The 21,781-nt window shown below is 67.9% G+C and carries 20 protein-coding genes; 10 read left to right on the top strand and 10 right to left on the bottom strand.

Annotated elements, in window-relative coordinates:
• Window position 1 precedes the first annotated feature (1 nt).
• The 7 genes from ABSY19_RS24470 to ABSY19_RS24500 all read right to left on the bottom strand — a co-directional run bounded on the left by ABSY19_RS24470 (window position 2) and on the right by ABSY19_RS24500 (window position 7,646).
• Window positions 2-1,042, bottom strand: a complete 1,041-nt coding sequence (locus tag ABSY19_RS24470; protein ID WP_382156685.1) for a branched-chain amino acid ABC transporter permease — start codon at window positions 1,040-1,042, stop codon at window positions 2-4.
• A gap of 149 nt (window positions 1,043-1,191) precedes the next feature.
• On the bottom strand, window positions 1,192-2,325 hold the full coding sequence (locus ABSY19_RS24475; RefSeq protein WP_382156687.1) for an ABC transporter substrate-binding protein: 1,134 nt from the start codon (window positions 2,323-2,325) through the stop codon (window positions 1,192-1,194).
• Between the two features lie 53 nt (window positions 2,326-2,378).
• Window positions 2,379-2,798 (bottom strand): acyl-CoA thioesterase, encoded by a 420-nt coding sequence (locus tag ABSY19_RS24480; RefSeq protein WP_382156689.1) that lies wholly within the window; start codon window positions 2,796-2,798, stop codon window positions 2,379-2,381.
• 8 nt (window positions 2,799-2,806) lie between these two features.
• The gene (locus ABSY19_RS24485) at window positions 2,807-3,571 is read right to left on the bottom strand and encodes an SDR family NAD(P)-dependent oxidoreductase (RefSeq protein ID WP_382156691.1); all 765 of its coding nucleotides are present in this window, start codon (window positions 3,569-3,571) and stop codon (window positions 2,807-2,809) included.
• Between the two features lie 23 nt (window positions 3,572-3,594).
• Window positions 3,595-4,842, bottom strand: a complete 1,248-nt coding sequence (locus tag ABSY19_RS24490) for a thiolase family protein (protein ID WP_382156693.1) — start codon at window positions 4,840-4,842, stop codon at window positions 3,595-3,597.
• A 12-nt stretch (window positions 4,843-4,854) separates the two neighbouring features.
• Window positions 4,855-6,723, bottom strand: coding sequence for a feruloyl-CoA synthase (locus ABSY19_RS24495; RefSeq protein ID WP_382156695.1), 1,869 nt, complete (start codon window positions 6,721-6,723; stop codon window positions 4,855-4,857).
• Between the two features lie 134 nt (window positions 6,724-6,857).
• Window positions 6,858-7,646 (bottom strand): crotonase/enoyl-CoA hydratase family protein, encoded by a 789-nt coding sequence (locus tag ABSY19_RS24500; RefSeq protein ID WP_382156697.1) that lies wholly within the window; start codon window positions 7,644-7,646, stop codon window positions 6,858-6,860.
• 113 nt (window positions 7,647-7,759) lie between these two features.
• Between ABSY19_RS24500 and ABSY19_RS24505 the strand changes: the two genes are divergently transcribed.
• Together ABSY19_RS24505 and ABSY19_RS24510 are read left to right on the top strand one after the other, a co-directional pair.
• Window positions 7,760-8,623, top strand: a complete 864-nt coding sequence (locus ABSY19_RS24505) for an amidohydrolase family protein (RefSeq protein ID WP_382156699.1) — start codon at window positions 7,760-7,762, stop codon at window positions 8,621-8,623.
• Window positions 8,624-8,747: 124 nt separating this feature from the next.
• Complete coding sequence (locus tag ABSY19_RS24510; protein ID WP_382156701.1) at window positions 8,748-10,589, top strand: AMP-binding protein; 1,842 nt, start codon at window positions 8,748-8,750, stop codon at window positions 10,587-10,589.
• A gap of 7 nt (window positions 10,590-10,596) precedes the next feature.
• Here the strand turns inward: ABSY19_RS24510 and ABSY19_RS24515 are convergent, their stop codons facing one another.
• On the bottom strand, window positions 10,597-11,205 hold the full coding sequence (locus tag ABSY19_RS24515; RefSeq protein ID WP_382156703.1) for a 2-hydroxychromene-2-carboxylate isomerase: 609 nt from the start codon (window positions 11,203-11,205) through the stop codon (window positions 10,597-10,599).
• 216 nt (window positions 11,206-11,421) lie between these two features.
• On the opposite strand from ABSY19_RS24515, the gene ABSY19_RS24520 reads away from it, so the two are divergent.
• Window positions 11,422-12,462 carry a TRAP transporter substrate-binding protein gene (locus tag ABSY19_RS24520; RefSeq protein ID WP_382156705.1) on the top strand — a complete coding sequence of 347 codons (1,041 nt, stop codon included), beginning with the start codon at window positions 11,422-11,424 and terminating at the stop codon, window positions 12,460-12,462.
• 289 nt (window positions 12,463-12,751) lie between these two features.
• On the opposite strand, the gene ABSY19_RS24525 is transcribed toward ABSY19_RS24520, so the two are convergent.
• Window positions 12,752-13,882: a 5-methyltetrahydropteroyltriglutamate--homocysteine S-methyltransferase gene (locus ABSY19_RS24525; RefSeq protein ID WP_382156707.1), complete on the bottom strand. Its 1,131-nt coding sequence runs from the start codon at window positions 13,880-13,882 to the stop codon at window positions 12,752-12,754.
• A gap of 149 nt (window positions 13,883-14,031) precedes the next feature.
• Between ABSY19_RS24525 and ABSY19_RS24530 the strand changes: the two genes are divergently transcribed.
• The 6 genes from ABSY19_RS24530 to ABSY19_RS24555 all read left to right on the top strand — a co-directional run bounded on the left by ABSY19_RS24530 (window position 14,032) and on the right by ABSY19_RS24555 (window position 20,048).
• A complete protein-coding gene (locus ABSY19_RS24530) occupies window positions 14,032-14,814 on the top strand; it encodes a GntR family transcriptional regulator (protein ID WP_382156709.1) in 783 nt (260 codons plus the stop codon).
• A gap of 177 nt (window positions 14,815-14,991) precedes the next feature.
• Complete coding sequence (locus ABSY19_RS24535) at window positions 14,992-16,032, top strand: TRAP transporter substrate-binding protein (protein ID WP_382156711.1); 1,041 nt, start codon at window positions 14,992-14,994, stop codon at window positions 16,030-16,032.
• Window positions 16,033-16,149: 117 nt separating this feature from the next.
• A complete protein-coding gene (locus ABSY19_RS24540; RefSeq protein WP_382163930.1) occupies window positions 16,150-16,620 on the top strand; it encodes a TRAP transporter small permease in 471 nt (156 codons plus the stop codon).
• Window positions 16,617-17,936, top strand: coding sequence for a TRAP transporter large permease (locus ABSY19_RS24545; protein ID WP_382156713.1), 1,320 nt, complete (start codon window positions 16,617-16,619; stop codon window positions 17,934-17,936). The genes ABSY19_RS24540 and ABSY19_RS24545 overlap by 4 nt, the downstream gene beginning before the upstream one ends.
• A 5-nt stretch (window positions 17,937-17,941) precedes the next feature.
• The gene (locus tag ABSY19_RS24550; RefSeq protein ID WP_382156715.1) at window positions 17,942-18,937 is read left to right on the top strand and encodes a Bug family tripartite tricarboxylate transporter substrate binding protein; all 996 of its coding nucleotides are present in this window, start codon (window positions 17,942-17,944) and stop codon (window positions 18,935-18,937) included.
• Between the two features lie 139 nt (window positions 18,938-19,076).
• Window positions 19,077-20,048, top strand: coding sequence for an AEC family transporter (locus ABSY19_RS24555; RefSeq protein WP_382156717.1), 972 nt, complete (start codon window positions 19,077-19,079; stop codon window positions 20,046-20,048).
• Here the strand turns inward: ABSY19_RS24555 and ABSY19_RS24560 are convergent.
• Window positions 20,045-20,938 carry a LysR substrate-binding domain-containing protein gene (locus ABSY19_RS24560; protein WP_382156719.1) on the bottom strand — a complete coding sequence of 298 codons (894 nt, stop codon included), beginning with the start codon at window positions 20,936-20,938 and terminating at the stop codon, window positions 20,045-20,047. The two genes, ABSY19_RS24555 and ABSY19_RS24560, sit on opposite strands and share 4 nt — an antisense overlap.
• A gap of 125 nt (window positions 20,939-21,063) precedes the next feature.
• On the opposite strand from ABSY19_RS24560, the gene ABSY19_RS24565 reads away from it, so the two are divergent.
• Window positions 21,064-21,765 (top strand): substrate-binding domain-containing protein, encoded by a 702-nt coding sequence (locus tag ABSY19_RS24565; protein WP_382156721.1) that lies wholly within the window; start codon window positions 21,064-21,066, stop codon window positions 21,763-21,765.
• Window positions 21,766-21,781: the final 16 nt, after the last annotated feature.

Here is a 21,781-nt window from a genome sequence, read left to right on the forward strand (position 1 = left end):
GTCAGTGGTCCTCGTCGGAATGCTTGCTGCTCAGGGACCTGAAGAGCAGAACGGGGAGGATCAGGGTGAAGACGATGACTTCCTTGAAGGCGCTGGCCCAGAAGGAGCCGAAGGCCTCGATCACGCCCACGCCCAGGGCCGCGACCAGCGCGCCCGGGTAGCTCGCCAGGCCAGCCGCCACGGCGGCCACGAAGCCCTTGAGGCCGATCAGGAAGCCCGAGTCGTAGAACACCGTGGTGGTCGGGCCGATCAGCAGGCCCGAGAGCGCGCCGATGAAGGCCGCCATGGTCATGGTCAGCTGGCCGGAGGCTTGTGAGGAGATGCCCATCAGGCGGGCACCGGTGCGGTTGACGGCGATGGCGCGCAGCGCCTTGCCGCGCAGCGAACGCTCGAAGTAGAGCCATAGCATGACGATGAGGGCCACCGTCGCCGCGAAGGTGATGATGGCCTGACCCGACAGCATGACGGGGCCGATGGCGTAGCGTGCGTCCCAGAACGCCGGGTTGCGGAAGCCCTCGGCGCCGAAGAACAGCAGGCCCAGGCCGGTCAAGGCGAAGTGCACGCCGACCGACACGATCAGCAGCACCAGCGGCGTGGAGCTCTCCAGCGACTGGTAGGCCACGCGGTACACCAGCGGGCCGTATACGGTGACCACCGCCACGCTGAGCACCGCCTGCACCCACAGCGGGAACTGCTGCGGCGCGGCCCAGATGGCGACGAGAGAGACGACGACTGGCAAGGTGAGCGTGCGCGCGGCCGCCTTGACGGCGATCAGCGCATTGCGCTGGTGCTGCCAACGGCCGAACAGCTCCATGAGCGCGGCCACGCTGGCCAGCAGCAACAGCAGCCACACGGTGCCGGGCACCTTGCCGGTCTGGAAAATGGCCAGGGTGAGCGCGCCGTAAGCGACGAACTCCCCCTGGGGAATGAAGATGATCCGGGTGACGGTGAACACCAGGACGATGGCCAGGCCCAGCAGTGCGTACACCGCACCGTTGGTCAGACCATCCAACGCCAGGATGCTGGCGATTGAGAAATCCATAAAAGCCTCAGCGCAAGAAAGAGACACTCTCGAACAGGGACACCGAGGGTCCGGCTCCGCCGGCCCCAGGTGTCGTCCCCCCTCGAAGCGCCGAAGGCGCGCCACAGAGGGGGGGAAGCCGCGTCAGCGGCGCAGGGGGGCGTTTCGAATCACTCGACTTTGAACTTGCCGTCGACGACCTTCAGCATCACGCCCGTTTCGTTCGTGAAGCCCCAGTGGTCGTCCTTGGACCAGTTCATCACGCCGTGCGCGAACACGGTGCGGCCCATGGTTTCGAGTGCGTCGCGCAGACCGGCGCGGAACTCGGGCGTCCCGGGCTTGGCGGTCTTCAGTGCGATCGGCACGGCCTTGTTCAGTGCGATGGCGGCGTCGTAGGCGTGGCCCGCGAACTGGTTGCGCATGCCGGGGCCGACCAGCTTCTCGTAGTTGGTGACGAAGTCCATGGCCAGCTTCTTGGACGGGTGGTTGTCAGGCAACTGTTCGGCGATCACAGCCGGACCGGAGACCACGAAGGAGCCTTCCACGTCCTTGCCACCGATGCGCACCAGGTCGGGCGTGGCGGCAGCGTGCGTCTGGTAGATCTTGCCCTTGTAGCCGCGCTCGACGATGGCCTTGTGCGGCATGGCAGCACCCGAGCCGGTCGCCACCACCAGGATCGCATCGGGGTTGGCGGCGGTGAGCTTGAGCGCCTGCGGCGTCACGCTGGTGTCGGCGCGCGCGAAGCGCTCGGCGGCCACGATCTTCATGCCGGCTTTCTCGGCCAGCGGCGTCATGGCCTTGAGCCACAGCTCGCCGTAGGCGTCGGTGTAGCCCAGGAATCCGATGGTCTTGATGCCCTGCTTCTTCATGTGCTCGACCACGGCGAAGCCCATCACATCGTTGCCCTGCGGCAGGCGGAACAGCCATTGGTCGGCACCGGGCGGCACGCCCACGGGCGAAGCGGCCAGCTGCACGGTCTTGGCTTCGGCTGCCACCGGGGCGATGGCCGCGGCCACCGGGGTGAGGGTCGAACCGATGATGACGTCGACCTTGTCGTCGGTCACCAGGCGGCGTGCGTTGGCAGCGCCCTTGCCCGGGTCGCTCGCGTCGTCCAGGATGATCAGGTTGACCTTCTCGCCGCCAATGGTCTGCGGAAACAGCTTGAACTGGTTCTGCATCGGAATGCCGAGGCCGGAGCCCGGGCCCGTGAGCGAGAGGATCACGCCCACGTTGATGTCGGCCAGCGCCGCGGTGCTGGCCAGGGCCGTGACGGCCACGGCGACGAGGGTTTTGACGGCTTTCATTCGAGTCTCCTTCTGGGGTGGTGAAAAGGGAAAGGGCAGGGAAAACGCAGGGGTCAGGAACAGAGGGCCTTGATGTCCTCGGGCACGGGAATGGCCTTGATGCGCTCGGGCGCCTCGGGCGGGTGGATCACGAAGGCGCGCGTCTCGGTGCCTTCGCAGAGCACGTCGTCGCCGCGTTTCACCACGTGCCGGTGCATGAACACCTTCTCGCGCCACTCGGTCACGCTGGTGTGGATCTGCAGGCGTTCGCCGTAGGTGGCCGGGCGGCTGAACTTGGTGTGGATCTCCAGCAGAGGCGTGCCCACGATGCCGCGCGTCTTGACCAGCTCGCGCCAGGGCGGCACGCCGCACTTGACGAAGAAGTTCAGCGAGGACGCGTCCATCCATTTCGAGAAATTCGGAAAGAAGACGATGCCGGCGGGGTCGCAGTCGCCGAACATCACTTCCACTTCGTAAACAACGGTCTTGGTCATGAGGGGGTTTACCGGGGGGCCATGCGGAGTGCGCCATCGAGGCGGATCACTTCGCCGTTGAGGTGCGTGTTGGTGACGATGTGCGCGGCGAGCTGGGCGAACTCTTCGGGCTTGCCCAGCCGCGGCGGGAAGGGGATGCTGGCCGCCAGCGACTGCTGGACCGGCTCGGGCAGCTGCTTCATCAGCGGCGTGCTGAACAGGCCGGGCGCGATGGTGCAGACGCGGATGCCGTGCTGCGCAAGGTCGCGCGCCATCGGCAGCGTCATGCCCACCAGGCCACCTTTGGAGGCGCTGTAGGCCTGCTGGCCGATCTGGCCGTCGAACGCGGCCACGCTGGCGGTGAACACCATCACGCCGCGCTCGCCGTCTTCCAGCGCATCGAGCCTGGCGCAGGCGGCGGCGAACAGGCGGCTGGCGTTGTAGGTGCCGATCAGGTTGACGTTGATGACCTTGGCGAAGTCTTCCAGCGGCGCGGGGCTGCCGTCCTTGGCGACCACGCGCTTGGCCGAGCCGATGCCGGCGATGTTCATCAGGATGCGCGCCGGGCCGTGGGCCGCGGCGGCCTGGTCGATCGCGGCCTGCAGGCTCTCGGTGTCGGTGATGTCGCACAGCAGCGCCACGCCGCCGATGTCGGCCGCGACGCGCTTGGCGTTGTCCAGGTTCACATCGAGCACGGCGACCTTGGCGCCCAGGCGCGCGAGTTCGCGCGCGGTGGCCTCGCCCAGGCCCGAGCCACCACCGGTGACGAGGGCCGCGTGTCCTTGAATGTTCATAGAGGTCTCCTTCTTCTCTGGTTTCAGGCGTTCGGATTTTGAATCAGGAGGGCCATGCCCTGGCCACCGCCCACGCACGCGCTGGAGATGCCGTAGCGCTGGCCGCTGCGCTGCAGTTCGCGCGCCAGCGTGAGCGTCAGGCGCACGCCGGTGGCGGCGAGCGGGTGGCCCAGCGCGATCGCGCCACCGTTGACGTTGAGCTTGTCCAGGTCCATGCCGAGCTCGCGCGCCACCGCCAGGGTCTGCGCGCCTTGCGCTTCGTTCACCTCGAAGCGCGCGATGTCGCTCAGCTTCAGGCCGGTGCGCTCCAGCAGCAGGCGAATGGCCGGTGCGGGGCCGATGCCCATGATCTCGGGCGGCACGCCCACGGCGGCGGCGGCGACCACGCGGGCCAGCGATTGCTTGCCGTTCGCCTTCGCGTAGCTGCCGGAGGCGACCACGCAGGCCGCGGCGGCGTCCACCAGGGCCGAGCTGTTGCCGCCGGTCTGCACACCGCCCTCGAACACGGGCTTGAGCTTGGCCAGGATCTCCACCGGCGAGAGGCGCGGGTGGGTGTCGGTGGCCACTTCGGTGAGCTTGCCTTGCAGCTTGATGCCGCGCGCCTTGTAGCCCGAGAGCTCGAACTTCTCGGTCACCACCGGCACGATCTCACCGGCGAGAAAACCGCTTTCCTGCGCGGCCACGGCCTTGGCGAACGAGGCCGAGGCGAAGGCATCCACCTCTTCGCGGGTGATGCTGTATTTCTTCGCCAGGTTCTCGGCGGTCTGGATCATGTTGATGCCCGCCGCCGGGTCCTTCAGCGCTTCCCACATGTAGTCCTTGAAGCCCACCGGCGCGCCCAGCTTGAAGCCGGTGCGGTGGTCGAAGGCGGCGATGGGGTTGCGCGTCATGCTCTCGGTGCCCACCACCAGCGCGGCCTCGCAGGCGCCGCCCTGGATGTGTTCGCCGGCCTGGCGGAACAGCTCGAAGCCGGTGCCGCAGATGCGCTGCGCCATGATGGCCGGCACCTCCACCGGCACGCCGGCGTACAGGCCGATGTGGCGCGGCAGGAAGAACTGGTCGAAATCGCCGGGCGCCATGTTGCCCGTGACCACCGAGCCGATGTGCTCGCCCGGCACGCCCGCGCGCGCCAGCGCTTCGCGCGCGGCCTTGATGCCCAGGTCGGTGGGCGAGATGTGGCCCAGCGTGCCGCAGTAGTCCACCAGGGGGGTGCGCACGCCGTCGAGCAGCCAGACGTCGTCGAACGCGTTGAAGAATCCTCGGGAAGCCATGTCGTCTTTCGTTTATTCGGGTTTCAGGATGGCGTGCAGCGTGTCGGCGTGCAGGCGTTCCACGGTCTCGGCCCGGTGGGCCAGCACCGCGCGCTGGTTGATCGAGCCCTTGTCGGTGACCTCGCCGCGGTCGATGGTGGGCGGGTCGGCCAGCAGGCACAGGCGCGCGATGCGGCTGGCGCTGCCGGTGGACGTCTTGGCCAGCTCGGTCACCACGCGCTGGAAATGCGCGAGCACGGGCGCGCTGTTGAGCACCTCGTGCAGCGAGGCCTCGGCGCCCAGGCCGCTGAGCGCGCGCACCGCGCCGGTGGGGAACACCATGGCGCCGACTTCCTTCATGTTCAGGCCGGTGAGCACCACGTCCTGGATGTAGGGCGCGCCGGCGGCGATGATCTTGGCGCGCAGCGGGCCCACGCTCACGAAGGTGCCGGTGGCGAGCTTGAAGTCTTCGGCGATGCGGCCGTCGAACTTCAGGCCCAGGTGGATGTCGGTCTCGTCGATCCACTTCACCGCGTCGCCGGTCTTGAAGAAGCCTTCTTCGTCGAAGGACTCGGCGGTCTCCGCCGGCATGCGCCAGTAGCCCGGCGTGATGTTCGGGCCCTTGTAGCGCACCTCCGTCTTGCCGTCGGTGTCGACCAGTTTGAGCACCAGGCCCGGCGTGGGCAGGCCCAGGTCGCCGGCCTTCACGTTGGCGCTGGTCACGTACAGGCCGAACGGGCCCGACTCGGTCATGCCCAGGCCCGTGCCCATGACGATGCGCTCGCCGATCTCCTGCTCCTGCACCGCGTGCAGGGCGTCCCACACCGGCTGGGCCAGCGCGGCGCCCGCGTAGAAGAACATGCGCACGCGCGAGAGCAGGGTCTTGCGCAGGGCCTCGTCGGTCTTCATCGCGTTGGCAATCGCCTCGAAACCCGTGGGCACGTTGAAGTACACCGTGGGCGCGATCTCGCGCAGGTTGCGAAGCGTCTCGGCCATCAGCGCGGGCGTGGGTTTGCCGTCGTCGATGTAGAGCGTGCCGCCGTGGTACAGCACCATGCCGACGTTGTGGTTGCCGCCGAAGGTGTGGTTCCAGGGCAGCCAGTCCACCAGCACCAGCGGGTTCTCGGCCAGCACCGGCATCGACTCCGTCATCTGCTGCTGGTTGGCGCACCACATGCGCTGCGTGTTGATCACGGCCTTGGGCATCTTGGTCGAGCCCGAGGTGAAGAGGAACTTGGTGATGGTGTCCGGGCCGGTGGCGGCCATGGCGGCGTCCACCGCCGGTGTGGCCTCGGTGGCCAGCAGCGAGGCGAACGAGGTGGTGGCGCGGCCGGGCACGCTGCCCTCGGTCGTCACCAGCTCCACGTCGGCCCCCAGCGTGGCGAGCATGGCGCGGCTGTAGCGCTGCGCGTCGGCGGCGAACACCAGGCCGGGCGTGAGCGTCTTCACCACGTGGTGCAGCTTGTCGAAGTCCTGGCTCACCAGCGAGTAGGCCGGCGAGGTCGGGCAGTAGGCGATGCCGGCGTAGACGCAGCCCAGCGCGAGCAGCGCATGCTCCAGGTCGTTCTCGCTCAGGATCAGCACCGGCTTGTCGGCGGACAGGCCGCGGTTCAGCAGGCCCTGGCCGATGCGGCGCGCCGCGTCGAGCGCCTGCGCGAAGCTGATGTGGCGCCAGTCGCCCGTGCTGCCGTCGGCGTTCCTCGCGCGGCGCGCGAACACGGTCTGGTCGGGGCGCGTGCGGGCCCAGTGCACCAGCCGGTCGGTGATGCGACCGGGGAAGGCGGGCAGGTCCTGCTGCGCGCTCAGGTAGTGCACGCCGGTGTCGCCGTCGCGCAGCGTGGCGCGGGTGACACCGAAGGTCAGGGGCCGGTAACGGGCGGCCGTGGCGGGGTTCTGGCTCATGTCTCTCTCGGGCGGTTTGTCGTTGTCGATCAATCGTGTCGGCGCACGTGCCTCTTCCAGGGATGCCGCGGAACCGGCTTTGCCGGGCCCAGGCATCGCCCCCTGGGGGGTGACGCCGAAGGCGGCGCGGGGGGTTAATCCTTGCTGACTTTGTTCGCGCGGCCTTCCAGGAAGGCGCGCACGCGCTCTTTTGCCTCGGGGGCGTTCTGCACGATGGCGGCCATCAGCGCTTCGGTGAAGAAGCCCTGGTCGGCCGGTTGTTCGGCGATGCGCGGCAGGGCGTGCATCAGCGCGTAGTTGGTCAGCGGTGCGTTGCTGGCGATGCGCGTGGCCAGTTCCATGGCTTTTTCCAGCGCCGTGCCTTCGGGCACCAGGTACTGCGCCAGGCCGATGCGTTCACCGTCCTCGGCCTTGTAGACGCGGCCGGTGAACATCATGTCGGCCATGCGCGCGGCGCCGATCAGGCGCGGAATGCGCACCGAGCCGCCACCGCCCACGAAGATGCCGCGCGAGCCTTCGGGCAGCGCGAAGAAGGACGAGGCGTCGGCGACGCGGATGTGGCAGGCGCTGGCCAGCTCCAGGCCGCCGCCGACCACCGCGCCGTGCAGCGCCGCGACCACCGGCACCGGGCCGTGCTGCACGCACTCCAGCGCGGCGTGCCACATGCGCGAGTGGTGCAGGCCCTGGCCGGCGTCGCGTTCCTGCAGTTCGGAGAGGTCCAGGCCGGCGCAGAAGTGCTCGCCCGCGCCGTGGATCACGGCGGCGCGCACGCCTTGCGGCATGCCCTGGAAGATGTCGCGCAAGGCGAGGATCAGGCCGTCGTTGAGCGCGTTGCGCTTGGCGGGCCGGTTCAGCGTGATGACCGCGATTTCGGACGATTCGCCTTGCAGGCTCAGGCTGATGTCGGTGGAATGGATGGGCATGAGGCAGGAAGGGCTTGCTTGAAGTGAGGTCGCATTATTGTTATAAACAATAACCAAAACAAGCACACCGGTCGAAAACGACCCCCGTGTTTACCCTAGGTAGAGAGACACCCATGGACCACAAGAACCTGCTCGCGATCGACATCCACACCCACGCGGAAGTGAGCTGCCGCAACCCCTTCGACAACTACGGCGAGGAGTACGACCGCGCGGCCGACAAGTACTTCGGCAGCAACCGCCGGCCCACCATCGCCGAGACCATCGCCTACTACCGCGAGAAGAAGATCGGCCTGGTGATGTTCACCGTGGACAGCGAATCGAAGCTCGGCCGCCGGCGCATTCCGAACGAGGAGATCGCGCAGGCCGCGCGCGAGAACAGCGACATGATGATTGCCTTCGCCAGCATCGACCCGCACAAGGGCAAGATGGGCGCGCGCGAGGCCGAGCGGCTGATCGCGGAAGAGGGCGTCAAGGGCTTCAAGTTCCACCCCACGGTGCAGGGCTACCACCCCTACGACAAGATGGCCTGGCCGATCTACGAGGTGATCAACGCGCACAAGCTGCCCGCGATCTTCCACACCGGGCACAGCGGCATCGGCTCGGGCATGCGCTGCGGCGGCGGTCTGCGGCTGGAGTACAGCAACCCCATGCACCTGGACGACGTGGCGATCGATTTCCCCGACATGCAGATCGTCATGGCCCACCCCAGTTTCCCGTGGCAGGACGAGGCGCTCAGCGTGGCCACGCACAAGCCCAACGTGTGGATCGACCTCTCGGGCTGGAGCCCGAAGTACTTCCCGAAGCAGCTGGTGCAGTACGCCAACACGCTGCTGAAGGACCGCGTGCTGTTCGGCAGCGACTACCCGCTGATCACGCCCGAGCGCTGGATGAAGGACTTCGAGGTCGCCGGTTTCAAGCCCGAGGTGATGCCCGGCATCCTGAAGGGCAACGCGGTGCGCCTGCTGGGGCTGGATTGATCGCCCCTGCCGCGCTGCGCGCGACCCCCGTCCGGGGGCGATGCCTACGGCCCGGCGAAGCCGGTTCCGTGGCATCTCTGGCTGGAACCCGGGCGCTCCGGCGCTCCCGCGTTGAGGACACCACATGCTGACAGCCTTTCATTCGCTGGCCGACATCGAGCGGCTGGAGCAGACCCCGCGCGGGCAGACCGCGCCGCACCGCAGTCCGTATGCGCTGATCCGCGCCACGGCCGAGCGTTTCCCCGAGCGCGAGGCGTTCCGCTTTCTGCCCGACGCCGATCTCGCCACCGAGCCCCGCCGCATCAGCTACCGCGCGCTGCTGGCCGACATCCACCGCGCGGCCAACCTGTTCCGCTCGCTGGGCGTGGGGCCGGACGCCGCGGTGGCGCTGCTCGCGCCCAACCTGCCCGAGGCGCATGCGGTGCTCTGGGGAGCGCAGCTCGCGGGCCGCGTGTGTCCCATCAACTACCTGCTGCAGCCCGATCACATCGCGGCCTTGCTGAAAGCCTCGAACGCCAAGCTGCTGGTCGCGCTCGGGCCCAACGGCGAGCTCGCGGTGTGGCCGGTGGCCGAGCAGGTGGTGCGGCACCATGCGCTGCCGCTGATCCAGATCCGCGTGGGCGAGTCCACCGCGCCCGAGGTGCCGGTGCTGCAGGACCTGCTGGCCGCGCAGCCCGAGGCGCTGGGCTTCGAGCCCGACCTGAACCCTGACCGTGTGGTGGCCTTGTTCCACACCGGCGGCACCACGGGCGCGCCCAAGCTCGCGCAGCACACCCAGGGCAACGAGGCGCACACGGCCTGGTTCGCCCACGCCTTCTACGACCTGGACGAGCACGCGGTGGAGATCAACGGCTTTCCGCTGTTCCACGTGGCCGGCGCCTTCGTCTATGGCCTGGCTCTGCTCGCGGTGGGCGCGCGGCAGGTGCTGCCCACGCTCAGCGGCATGCGCAACACCGGCTTCGTGCAGCGCTACTGGCGGTTCTGCGAGCGCGAGCGGGTGACGCACCTGGCCTGCGTGCCCACGGTGCTCGCGGCCCTGATGGGCGTGCCGGTGGACGCGGACATCACCACCGTGCGCGCGGCCTACACCGGTGGCTCGCCGCTGCCGTCCGAACTCGCGCAACGCTTCGAAGCCGCCACCGGCATCCCCGTGCGCAACATCCTGGGCATGACCGAGTGCGCGGGGCTGGTGAGCATCGAGCCCTTGCTCGGGCCGCGCACGCCCGGCTCGGCCGGCCTGCGCCTGCCTTACACCGAGGTGCATGCCGTGCCCTGGCGCGATGGCGAGGCGAAGCTGGACGAACGCTGCGCGGCGGGCGAGACCGGCGTGCTGGTGCTGCGCGGCCCGCACGTGAGCCCGGGCTACACCGACGCGGCGCGCAACGCCGGGATGTTCGAGCAGGGCTGGATCGTCACCGGCGACCTGGGCCACCTCGACGAGGCCGGCCGCATCCACATCACCGGCCGCGCGAAGGACGTCATCATCCGCGGCTCGCACAACATCGACCCCGGCCTGGTGGAAGACGCGTTCCTCGCGCACCCCGCCGTGGCCTTGTGCGCCGTGGTGGCCGAGCCCGATGCCTACGCGGGCGAGGTGCCGGTGGCCTTCGTGACGCTCAAGCCGGGTACGACGCTGCTTGCCGATGAGTTGCTGGCGCTGGTTGCGCCGCAGGTCTACGAACGGCCGGCGGTGCCCAAACGCGTGGTGCTGCTCGAGGCCTTGCCCATGACCGCGATCGGCAAGGTGTTCAAGCCCGAGCTGCGCCTGCGCGCGATCGAGATCAAGCTGGCCGAGGCGCTGCGCGAATGGGCGCCCGGTGTGCCGGCGCGCGTGCAGGCGCTGGAGCGGGGCGGGCGGCAGTGCGCGGTGATCACCGTGCCCGGCCCGCGCGACGAAGCGCTGCGCGAGCGCCTCATGCAAGGTCTCGCGGCCATGGCCGTCGAGACCGAGCTGCGCTTCGACTGAGCGAGGGCTACCAGCCGCCGCGCGTGAGCCAGCGCTCGACCTGATCGAGCTTGTCCACGCCCCAGAAGGGTTCGCCGTCCACCACCACGGTGGGCGAGCCGAACACGCCGGCTTTCAGCGACGTGTCGACCATCGCGCGCAGCAGCGACGCGGCTTCATCGCCCGCGGCCGCCTCGGCCACGGCATCGGCCGACAAACCCTCGGGCAGGGCGAGGCCGCGCAGGGCTTCGGGCGTGGAAAGGTCCTGGCCCTCGCCCCAATAGGCCGCGTAGATCGCGTGCGCCAGCGCGGCCGCGTGGGCCGGCTGGTGCTGCTTCACCCAGGCGAAGGCGCGCGCGCAGGGCAGGGGGTTCATCACCGGGTCGTTCGGCTGGCGCTTCATCGGGAGGCCGTGTTCGCGCGCGTGGCGCAGCACGTCGCGCGCGGTGTAAGGGCCCTTCAGGGGCGTGTCCATCAAGGGTTTGAGGCCCATCACCTTCATCACCGACACGCCCAGCAGCATGGCGCGCCAGTCCACCGCGCGGCCATGGCGCGCGGCCAGGGCTTCGATGCGCAGCGAGGCGAAGTAGCCGTAGGGCGAGATGAAGTCGAAGTGGAACTGGATCGGTGAGCTCATGGGAGAGGGCGAGCGATCAAAAACCGCTTAGCAGGTTTCATAACAAGATGGAATAGCTGTTTGTACCTAAACAGGCTGGCGCGGGGCGCGCGATGGCTGCACAGTGTGCCTCTTGTGCCTGACGCGGCACATGTCATGTCCTGGCCGCCCTTCAGGGGGTGGACCGCACGGATTTCGTTTTTTCTCTCCTTCCCCCTTTCTCTCAGGAGCATCTCCATGACATTCCTTCGACGCCGCAACGCCATCGTGGCGATGGCTGCCCTTGGCGCGGCCACCCTGGCGGGCAGCGCCCTGGCGCAGCAGACCGTGACGCTGCGCCTGCACCAGTTCCTGCCGCCGACGGCGCCCATCCCCGCCCTGGCCATCGTGCCGTGGGCGAAGAAGGTCGAGGCGGAGTCGGGTGGCCGCATCAAGGTGCAGCTGTTCCACTCGATGTCCATGGGTGGTTCGCCGCCGCAGCTGTTCGACCAGGCGCGCGATGGCGTGGTGGACATTTCCTGGACGGTGCTGGGTTACACGCCGGGCCGTTTCAACAAGGCCGAGGTGTTCGAGCTGCCGTTCATGAGCGGCAAGGCCGAGCCGGCGTCGCGCGCGTTCCACGAGTTCGTGGAGAAGCACGCGGCCGATGAGTTCAAGGACGTGAAGCTGCTGGCGGCGCACACGCACGGCCCGGGCCTGTTCCACACGAAGGAGCCGCTGACGAAGCTGGAAGACCTGAAGGGCAAGAAGGTGCGCGGCGGTTCGCGGGTGATCAGCAGCATGTTGTTGAAGCTGGGCGCGACGCCGGTGGGCATGCCGGTGCCGGCAGTCACGGAGGCGATGACCAAGGGTGTGATTCAGGGCACGACGATTCCGTGGGAGGTGGTGCCTTCGCTGAAGATCGCGGAGATCGTGAAGAACCACACCACGTTCTCGGGCCCACAGGGTTTGTTCACGCAGACGTTCGCGCTGACGATGAACCGCAACAGCTATGACAAGCTGCCGGCGGATCTGAAGAAGGTGATCGACGCGAATTCGGGTGTGGAGACGGCGGCGCTGTTCGGTCGCGCGATGGACGAGGGTGACCGCATGGGTCTGGCGTCGGCGACGAAGCTGGGCAACAAGGTGGTGACCTTGGACGCTGCTGAAACCAAGCGTTGGCAGGCGACGGCGGCGGCCGTGGAGGCCGACTGGGTGAAGGAAGTGCAAGCCAAGAACATCGACGGCGCGAAGCTGGTGTCTGAAGCTCGTGCCCTGATTGCCAAGCACAGCAAGTAATTCAAGTTTCTCTTGAGTTGCTTGGGCCGCTCGTTTTTCGGGCGGCCTTTTTTGTGCCTGCTGGGTGGGCGCGCCAAGCTTGGTGTGCCCACGCCGCTTGCAGGACGGTGGCGATGCCCGAATGCGCAGGCCCCCATTCGCGGTTGCCACAGAGGTTGAGCGCCAGCGCGGTGTTGACGAAAGGGTGTTCGCGGACCCGGGCAGACGTCCGCGAGCAGGGCCGGAGCAGGCGGGCGTCGCCACTGGCCTGACGCGAGGTCCCTGCCTGAAACGCAGCGAGAGAGAAACCTCAGCCCCAAACCTCCCGAGCCGTCTCCACCACAAGGGCGAGCTTCCGACGCTGATCCTCCACAGCGATGTTGTTCCCATGCACGGTGGAAGAGAACCCGCACTGAGGCGACAGACACATCTGCTCCAGCGGCGCGTACTTGGCAGCCTCATCGATGCGCCGCTTCAGATCGTCCTTGCTCTCCAGCTGACCGAACTTCGTCGTCACCAGCCCCAGCACCACGACCTTGCCCTTGCTCAAAAAACGCAAAGGCCGGAAATCCCCCGAACGATCGTCGTCGTACTCCAGGAAAAACGCATCCAGCTTCATCTCCGACAACAACGCCTCCGCCACCGGCTCGTAGTTCCCCGCCGCCGCGTGCGTGCTCTTGAAATTGCCCCGGCACAAATGCATCGCCAGCGTCATCCCCGCCGGCTTGTGCGCCACCACCTTGTTGATGAAACCCGCGTACCGGTGCGGCAACTCGTTCGGATCGTCCCCCCGCTGCCGCGCCGCCTCGCGCATCCGCTCATCGCACAGGTACGCCATGTTCGTGTCGTCCATCTGCACGTAGGTGCAACCGGCGTCCGCCAGACTCTGCAACTCCTCGCCATACGCCTTCGCCACATCGTCGTAGAACACCGGGTCCAGCTCCGGGTAGGCCTCCTTGCTGATCCCCGCGCGCCCACCCCGGAAATGCAGCATCGTCGGCGACGGAATCGTCACCTTCGGCGTCACCGGCGCGGGCAGACCCAAAGCCGCCACCTGCGCCTTCAGGTACTCGAAGTCCGCCAACTGGATGTTCTTCGCGTGCCGCACCTTGTCGATCACGCGGATCACCGGCGGCGCCAGTTCTTCCGTGCCGTCCGGCTTGCGGATCGTCACCGGAATGTCCGTTTTCACACCGCCCAGCTGCTCCAGGAAATCGATGTGGAAATACGTGCGGCGGAACTCGCCGTCCGTGATCGACTGCAGGCCCACATCGGCCTGGAACTTCACGATCTCGGCGATCGCCCGGTCCTCCACCTCGCGCAGCTGCGCCGCGCCGATCTCGCCCTTGGCATTTTTCTCGCGGGCTTCGAGCAGGTAGGCCGGTCGCAGAAAACTGCCGACGTGGTCGGCGCGGAACGGGGCATGGGTGCGCAGGCTCATGGTGGAAAACGTCCTCGGGTCGTTGGGTTCTGAAAATGGGGTGAAGGCGCACTTTGCCAGCCTTCAATGCATACATAAACCTATGGAAAACCCCGATTCGATGGCAAATCGCTTGAAAAATGGCGGTTTCTGTATACATTGCGTATCCCATGACATTGGACGCCACCACCCTGTCCCCGCCCGAGCCCGTGGGCGCCGCCACCGAAAGCGCGCAGGTGCGCGCCCTGCTGCAGCTGCGCGAACTCATCCTCTCGGGTGAGCTGGCCGGCGGCTCGCGCATCGCCGAACTCGCCATCGTGGAGCGCCTGGGCGTCTCGCGCACCCCCATTCGCGCCGCGCTGATGCGGCTGGAGCAGGAAGGCCTGCTCGAAGCCCTGCCCAACGGCGGTTACGTGGTGCAGACCTTTTCCGAGCGCGACATCGCCGACGCGATCGAACTGCGCGGCACGCTCGAAGGCCTGCTGGCCCGGCTGGCGGCCGAGCGCGGCGCGCCCGGCGCGGTGCTGCTCGAAGCCCGGCAATGCCTCAACCGCCTGGACACCGTGCTCGCCGTGCCCGCGCTCGACGACAAGGGCTTTTCCGACTACGTGGCGCTCAACAGCCAGTTCCACGCCCTGGTCTGGGAAATGGCCGACAGCCCCACCATCGCGCGCCAGCTGGACAAAGTGCTCACCCTGCCGTTCGCCTCGCCCTCGGGCTTCGTGGTGATGCAGGCCCATTCCCAGCGCGCGCGCGACATGCTGGTGGTGGCGCAGGACCAGCACCGCCAGGTGCTCGACGCCATCGAACAGCGCGAAGGCACGCGCGCCGAGGCCATCATGCGCGAGCACTCCCGCCTGGCCCAGCGCAACCTGCGCGAAGTGCTGGCCGGTCACGCCACGGTGCACGCGCCGGCCTCCATGCCGGCCATCAAGCTCATCCGCCGCCGCTGAGGCGGGCGACCACCCGAAGGTTTCATAGAAAAACGGCATAACTGAAAGTCGGTTATCTGGCTGGCGGAGATGCCGGCGGCCATGCACAGTGTGGGCAAGACGTTCTTCAAGCCTGCCGGAAGTCGGAGTGCGCCCACACGCTACCGACCCGGCGAACACAAGGAACTGGAGACAAGCATGAGATTCATCCAACGCCGAACCGCCTTGCTGGCCGTGGGTGCCCTCGCTGGTGCCCTGATGGCGGGCAACGCCATGGCCCAGCAGCAGGTCACGCTGCGGCTGCACCAGATGCTGCCGCAGCAGGCCACCATCCCGGCGCGCGCGCTCATCCCCTGGGCGCAGAAGGTGGAGGCCGAGTCGGGCGGCAAGATCAAGGTCCAGCTGTTCCATGCCATGGCCCTGGGCGGCGCGCCCCCGCAGCTGTACGACCAGGCCCGCGACGGCGTGGTGGACCTGACCTGGACCGTGCTGGGCTACACCCCGGGCCGCTTCAACAAGTCCGAAGTCTTCGAGCTGCCCTTCATGAGCGGCTCGGCCGAGGAGTCCTCGCGCGCCTTCCAGGAATACGTCGAGAAGTTCGCCGCCGACGAATTCCGCGAGGTCAAGCTGATCGCGGTGCACACCCACGGCCCCGGCCTGTTCCACACCAAGACGCCGGTGACCGGCCTGGAAAGCCTGCGTGGCATGAAGGTGCGCGGCGGCTCGCGCGTCATCAACAACATGCTCACCAAGCTGGGCGCCACGCCCGTGGGCATGCCGGTGCCGGCCGTGACCGACGCCCTGTCCAAGGGCACCATCGACGGCACCACCATCCCCTGGGAAGTCACGCCCTCGCTCAAGGTCACGGAGCTGGTGAAGAACCACACCACCTTCGCCGGCAAGCAGGGCCTGTACACCCAGACCTTCGCGTTCTCCATGAACCGCGCCAGCTACGAGAAGCTGCCGCCCGACCTCAAGAAGGTGATCGACGCCAACTCCGGCATCGAGACCGCCGCCCTGTTCGGCAAGGCCATGGACGACGGCGACAAGGCCGGCCGCGAGATCGCCGAGAAGGCCAAGAACAACATCGTGGCGCTCGACGCGGCCGAGACGCAGCGCTGGCGCCGCACCGCGGCCACGGTCGAGACCGACTGGGTCAACGAAATGAAGGGCAAGAACATCGACGGGGCCAAACTCCTGTCGGAAGCGCGTGCGCTGATCGCGAAGTACCAGCGATAATCCCGCACCCCCCACGGGACGGCCCTCCTGGCCGTCCCTCTACTGAGTGACCGATTCGCTTTCGCTGTGCTCAGCGGACGTGAATTGGTCGTTTTTTTGAAGGTGACAAGTTTGAAAGTGCTGTCTTTATTGGCCAGGTTCTGCGCCATCCTGGCCGGGGTCTTGCTCACGGTGATCACCCTGATCACCTGCTTCAGCCTGATCGGCCGCAACACCATCGGCGTCACGCTGGTGGGTGACTACGAGCTGACCGCTGTCACCGCGGGCGCGGCGATCGCGCTCTTCATGCCCTGGTGCCAGCTCAAGCGCGAGAACATCATCGTCGACTTCTTCACCGCCAAGGTGTCCGAGGCCGGCATCGCGCGCCTGGACCGCTTCGGCAGCCTGCTGCTGGCCTTCCTGATGTTCGCGCTGGCGTGGCGCACCGCCATCGGCGGCATGAGCGCCTACGCCTCCCAGACCACCACCATGATGCTCGGCTTCCCCGAGTGGATCACCTACGCCTTCATGGTTCCGCCGTTCGTGCTGACTGGCTTGATCGCCCTGTACCAGGCATTCATTGGCAATTTTTCGGAGCAGGGCGAATGAGTTCTTTGAGTCTCGCGGGGTCGATCTTCGCAGTGATGCTGATCCTGATGGCGATCCGCGTGCCGATCGCCGTCTCCATGTTCGCCGCCGGCACCTTCGGCTACATCTACCAGGTGGGCCTGCCGCCCTTCTTCAACAACCTCAACGGCATGGCGTTCGCGCGCTTCGCCAGCTACGACCTCTCGGTCATTCCGCTGTTCATCCTGATGGGCAACTTCGCCACCCAGGGCGGCATCTCCAAGGCGCTGTTCCAGTTCGCCGCCGTGGTCATGGGCCGCTTCAAGGGCGGCCTGGCCATGGCCGCCGTGCTGGCCAGCGCGGGTTTTGGTGCCATCTGCGGTTCGTCGGTCGCCACGGCGGCCACCATCACCTCGGTGGCCCTGCCTGAAATGAAGCGCCACGGTTATTCCGGTCGTCTGGCCACCGGCACGCTGGCCGCCGGCGGCACGCTGGGCGTGCTGATCCCGCCTTCGGTGCCGCTGGTGATCTACGCCATCCTGACCGAGCAGAACATCGCCAAGCTGTTCGCCGCGGCCATGATCCCCGGGATCATCGCGATGGTGGGCTACATGATTGCCATCGCGGTCTATGTGCGCCTGGTGCCTGGCCATGCGCCCGAGCACGATGAGAACGAGCAGAAGCTCACGCTGCAGGCCCTGATGGGCGTGCTGCCCATCGCGATCGTGTTCCTGGTCGTCTTCGGCGGCATCTACGGCGGCCTGTTCACGCCCACCGAGGGCGCGGGTGTCGGCGCGGCCGCCACCTTTGTCGCGGCCTTGTTCAAGCGCGAGCTCACCTGGGCCAAGGTCAAGCTGTGCTTCTACTCCACGGCCGCGGCCAGCGCGATGATTTTCATGATCTTCATCGGCGCCGATCTCATGAACTCGGCCCTGGCCCTCACCCAGGTGCCCGCGCAGCTGGCTTCGGTCATCCAGGGCTGGGACGTCTCGCCCCTGATGGTGGTGGGTGGCATCCTGCTGTTCTACGTGGTGTTGGGCGCGGTGATGGACGAACTCTCCATGATCCTGCTGACCATCCCGATCTTCTTCCCCGTGGTCATGGGCCTGGACTTCGGCATGCCGCAGGAATCCGTGGCGATCTGGTTCGGCATCATGGTGCTGATGACCGTGGGCTTCGGCCTGCTGGCGCCGCCCGTGGGCCTGAACGTGTACGTGGTCAACGGCCTGGCCAAGAACGTGCCCATTGGCGAGAGCTACCGCGGCGTGATGCCTTTCCTGGCCAGCGACGTGGTGCGCACCCTGCTGGTGCTCTTCTTCCCGGCCGTCTCTCTCTGGTTGGTTCAATTCGTGGGGTAAATGACATGACGACATTCCTGAATCTCCGTCGCCGCGCCGTGCTCGGCGCCACCCTGGCCACCGCCGCCATGGGCCTGGCGGCCCTGCCAGCCGTGGCGCAGTCCGCCTTCCCGTCCAAGGGCCTGCGCATCGTGGTGCCGTTCGGCCCCGGTGGCGTGGGGGACCTCACCGCCCGCATCGTGGCCGAGAAGCTGACCAGCCAGCTCGGCCAGCCGGTGGTGATCGACAACCGCCCCGGTGCCGGTGGCGTGGTGGCCGCCGAGTCGGTCGCGCGTTCCGAGCCCGACGGCCACACCATGTTCCTGATGTCCAACGGCACCGCCGTGACGGCCAGCCTGTTCCAGAAGCTGCCGTTCGACACCATCAAGGATTTCACGCCGGTCTCCACGCTGGGCTACTTCGACATCGCCGTGGTGGTGCCCGCGAACTCGCCGCACAAGACCCTGGGCGAGCTGGTGAGCTTCGCCAAGGCCAACCCCGGCAAGATCAACATCGGCAGCATCAACATCGGCAGCACCCAGCACCTCGCGGCCGAGCTGTTCAAGAGCACGGCCGGCATCGACGCGCAGATCGTGCCCTACAACGGCTCGCCCGCGCTGATCGGCGCCATCCGTGGCCAGCAGGTCGACGTGGCGGTGGAAATCCTGGCGCCGGTGCTCACGCAGATCCAGGGCGGCGCCCTGCGCGCGCTGGCCGTGACCGGCGAGAAGCGCTCCATCGTGCTGCCCGAGGTGCCCACGGCGGTCGAGGCCGGCGTCAAGGACTACATCGCGTCGTCCTGGAACGCGCTGGCCGTGCCGTCGAAGACCCCGCGCGCGGTGGTGGAGCGCCTGCACAAGGAAATCGCCACCGCCGTGGCCGATCCCGGTGTTCGCGAAAAGCTGCGCGGCCTGAACATCGACGCGCGCTCGAGCACGCCGGAACAGAACGCGGCCTTGCTCGCGTCCGACATCCGCCGCTGGAGCGGTGTGATCGAGAAGGCCAAGATTCAGAAGCAGTAATCGGAGCACCCCCCGCCGCGCTGCCGCGCGTCCTCCCTGGAGGGGGGCGGGCCTGGCGGCCCGGCAAAGGCGGTTCCGCGGGCCCTCTGGATGGGGCACGTGCGCCGGCTGATTTTTTTCTCATCTCTCTTTCTTTCTCGTGCTCGATATCCTGGCCATCACCGGGCCGATCTACCTTTGCATCGCGCTGGGTTTTGCGGCCGTGCGCTGGCGGGTGTTTTCGCCTGCGGACATGCGGGTGATGGGCAAGTTCGTCATCCAGTTCGCGCTGCCGGCGCTGCTGTTCAATGCGCTGGCTTCGCGGCCGATCGCCGAGTTGCTGCAGCCGGCCTACCTGCTGGCCTTCGGCGTGGGTTCGGTGGTGTGGCTGCTGATCAGCCTGTGGGGCGCGCGCCGCCTGCAGAAGCGCTCGCTGACCGAGAGCGCCTACACCACCATGGGCATGACCTGCGGCAACAGCACCTTCATCGGTTACCCGGTGGTGCTGCTGGCGATCGGGCCGCTGGCGGGCGTGGCGCTGGCGATGAACCTGCTGGTGGAAAACCTCATCAAGCTGCCGCTGCTGATGACGCTGGCCGATGTGGGGGCGTCGGACACGGCGCGCTCGTCCTGGAGGCACGCCTTGCGCGAGACGCTGCACCGCCTGGTGCGCAACCCCATGATCATCGCCATCGTGCTGGGTTTCGTGGTCGCGCTGCTGGGCTGGCCCATCCCTTCGGTGATCGCGCGCACGGTCAACCTGTTTGGCGCGGCCAGCGGCGGCCTGGCGCTGTTCATCATCGGCGGCACGCTGGTGGGCCTGCAGGTGCGTGGCCTGCGCCGCCAGGTGGCGCAGATCACCCTCGGCAAGCTGCTGCTGCACCCCGCCGCGGTGTGGGCCGCCGTGATGCTCCTGCCCCTGATCGGCCTGCCCGCGCTCACCGGCGAGCTGCGCGCCGCGGTGGTGCTGTCCGCTGCCATGCCCATGCTGGGCATCTACCCGCTGCTCGCGCAGCGCCACGGCCATGAAGGCTTCACCGCAGCCGCGCTGCTGGCCACCACCGTGGCCTCGTTCTTCACGCTCAGCGCCATCCTCTGGTTGATGCGCCACAGCGCCGGCTGGTTGAGCTAAGCCACCAGCTTCCTGATGAGTTCCAGCGTGGTCTGCTGCGTCAGCGTGGCTGGGCGCTGGGAACTCACGGCCAGGCACAGGCGGGTGCGCAAGGGCGGGTCGCTCACCGGGCGCATGCGGTAGGCCGAGGGCCGGATCGAGCTGAACACCGCGTTGCGCGAGAGCAGGGCGGCGCCCGCGCCGTCGGCCACCAGGTCGAGGATGGCCGAGACGCCGTCGATTTCCAGCGCGATGTGGGGCCGGCAGCCGATGTTGGCCATCTCGGTTTCCACGTGCATGCGGATCGCGTTGGGCCGGCTCGGGATCACCAGCGGCAGTTCGGCCACCTCGCGCAGCGGGATCGCCAGGGGCGGCGGGTCTTCCGGCAGGCCCGGCGGGCGGGGCTCCACCAGCACCAGTTCCTCGTCGGGCAGCGGGTGGATCTCGAGTTCGGGCGAGGGCTGCGCGTTGTAGAGCACGGCGATGTCCAGCCGGCCGTTCACCAGCGATTCCTGCATGGTCATGGACAGGCCCTCGCTGATCGACAGGCTGGCCTGCGGCAGCTGCTGGCGGAAGGCGCGCGTGAGCGGCACCGTGAGCACCCGCGCCAGGCTGGGCGGCAGGCCGATGGCCACGCGCCCGGCCAGCGCGCCGCGCACCCGGCCCAGCTCTTCGCGCGCCCGCTCCACCTGGTGCAGGATGCCGCGCCCGTGCGCCAGCAGCAGCTTGCCGGCCTCGGTGGGTGTGGCGCCCCGGCCGTTGCGCACCAGCAGGTTCTGCCGCAGCTCCACCTCCAGCAGGCGCACCTGGCGCGAGAGCGCGGGCTGCGCCACGTTCAGCGCCATGGCGGCGCGCGTGAAGCTGCCGAGTTCGGCCACGCGCACGAAGTATTCGAGTTGTTTCAGGTCCATGGAAAAGGTCGGGTTGCAGCCCCCATCATAGTTATGTGATTTTGTTCTAGCTGATAGCCACGACTGTGACTTTTCTTGAGGGGTGCTGGGGGTCACAATGCGCCCTTCAACCCGAGTCCCTGCCCATGACCACCGAGACCCCACCGAGCATCCGAGGCATTTCGTCCATGGCCACCCGCCAGGTGCTGGCCGAACTCGGCGCGGCGTTCGAGCAACGCGCGGGCGGCGCGGTGGTGATCGAGGCCGTCGGCGGTGTGGACGCGGCCAAGCGCGTCGCCGCCGGCGAGCGCTTCGACGTGGTGATCCTCGCCTCCGACGCGATCGACAAGCTGATCGCCGCCGGCCACCTGCAGGCCGGCAGCCGCGTGGACCTGGTGCGCTCGAGCGTGGCCATCGCGGTGCGCGCGGGCGCGCCGGTGCCCGACATCGGCTCCGAAGCCGCGCTGAAGCGCGCCGTGCTGGCCGCGCGCAGCATCAGCTACTCCACCGGCCCCAGCGGCGTGGCGCTGGCTGCTTTGTTCGAACGCTGGGGCGTGGCCGACGAGGTGCGCGGGCGCACCGTGCAGGCACCGCCCGGTGTGCCGGTGGGCACGCTGGTGGCGCGCGGCGAGGTCGAGCTGGGCTTCCAGCAGCTCAGCGAGCTGATCCACGTCGACGGCATCACCCTCGTCGGCGGCATGCCGCCCGAGGTCGAGATCACCACCGTCTTTTCCGCCGGCCTGCCCGCCGACGGACCGCAGGCCGCCCGCGTGCGCGCCCTGCTCGAATTCATGACATCCCCCGATGCCGAAGCGGCCAAGCGCCGCCAGGGCATGGAACCCGCCTGAATCCACCGACCCCCAA

This window comes from Hydrogenophaga sp. ANAO-22 (assembly GCF_042466645.1).
Lineage (GTDB): Bacteria > Pseudomonadota > Gammaproteobacteria > Burkholderiales > Burkholderiaceae_C > Hydrogenophaga.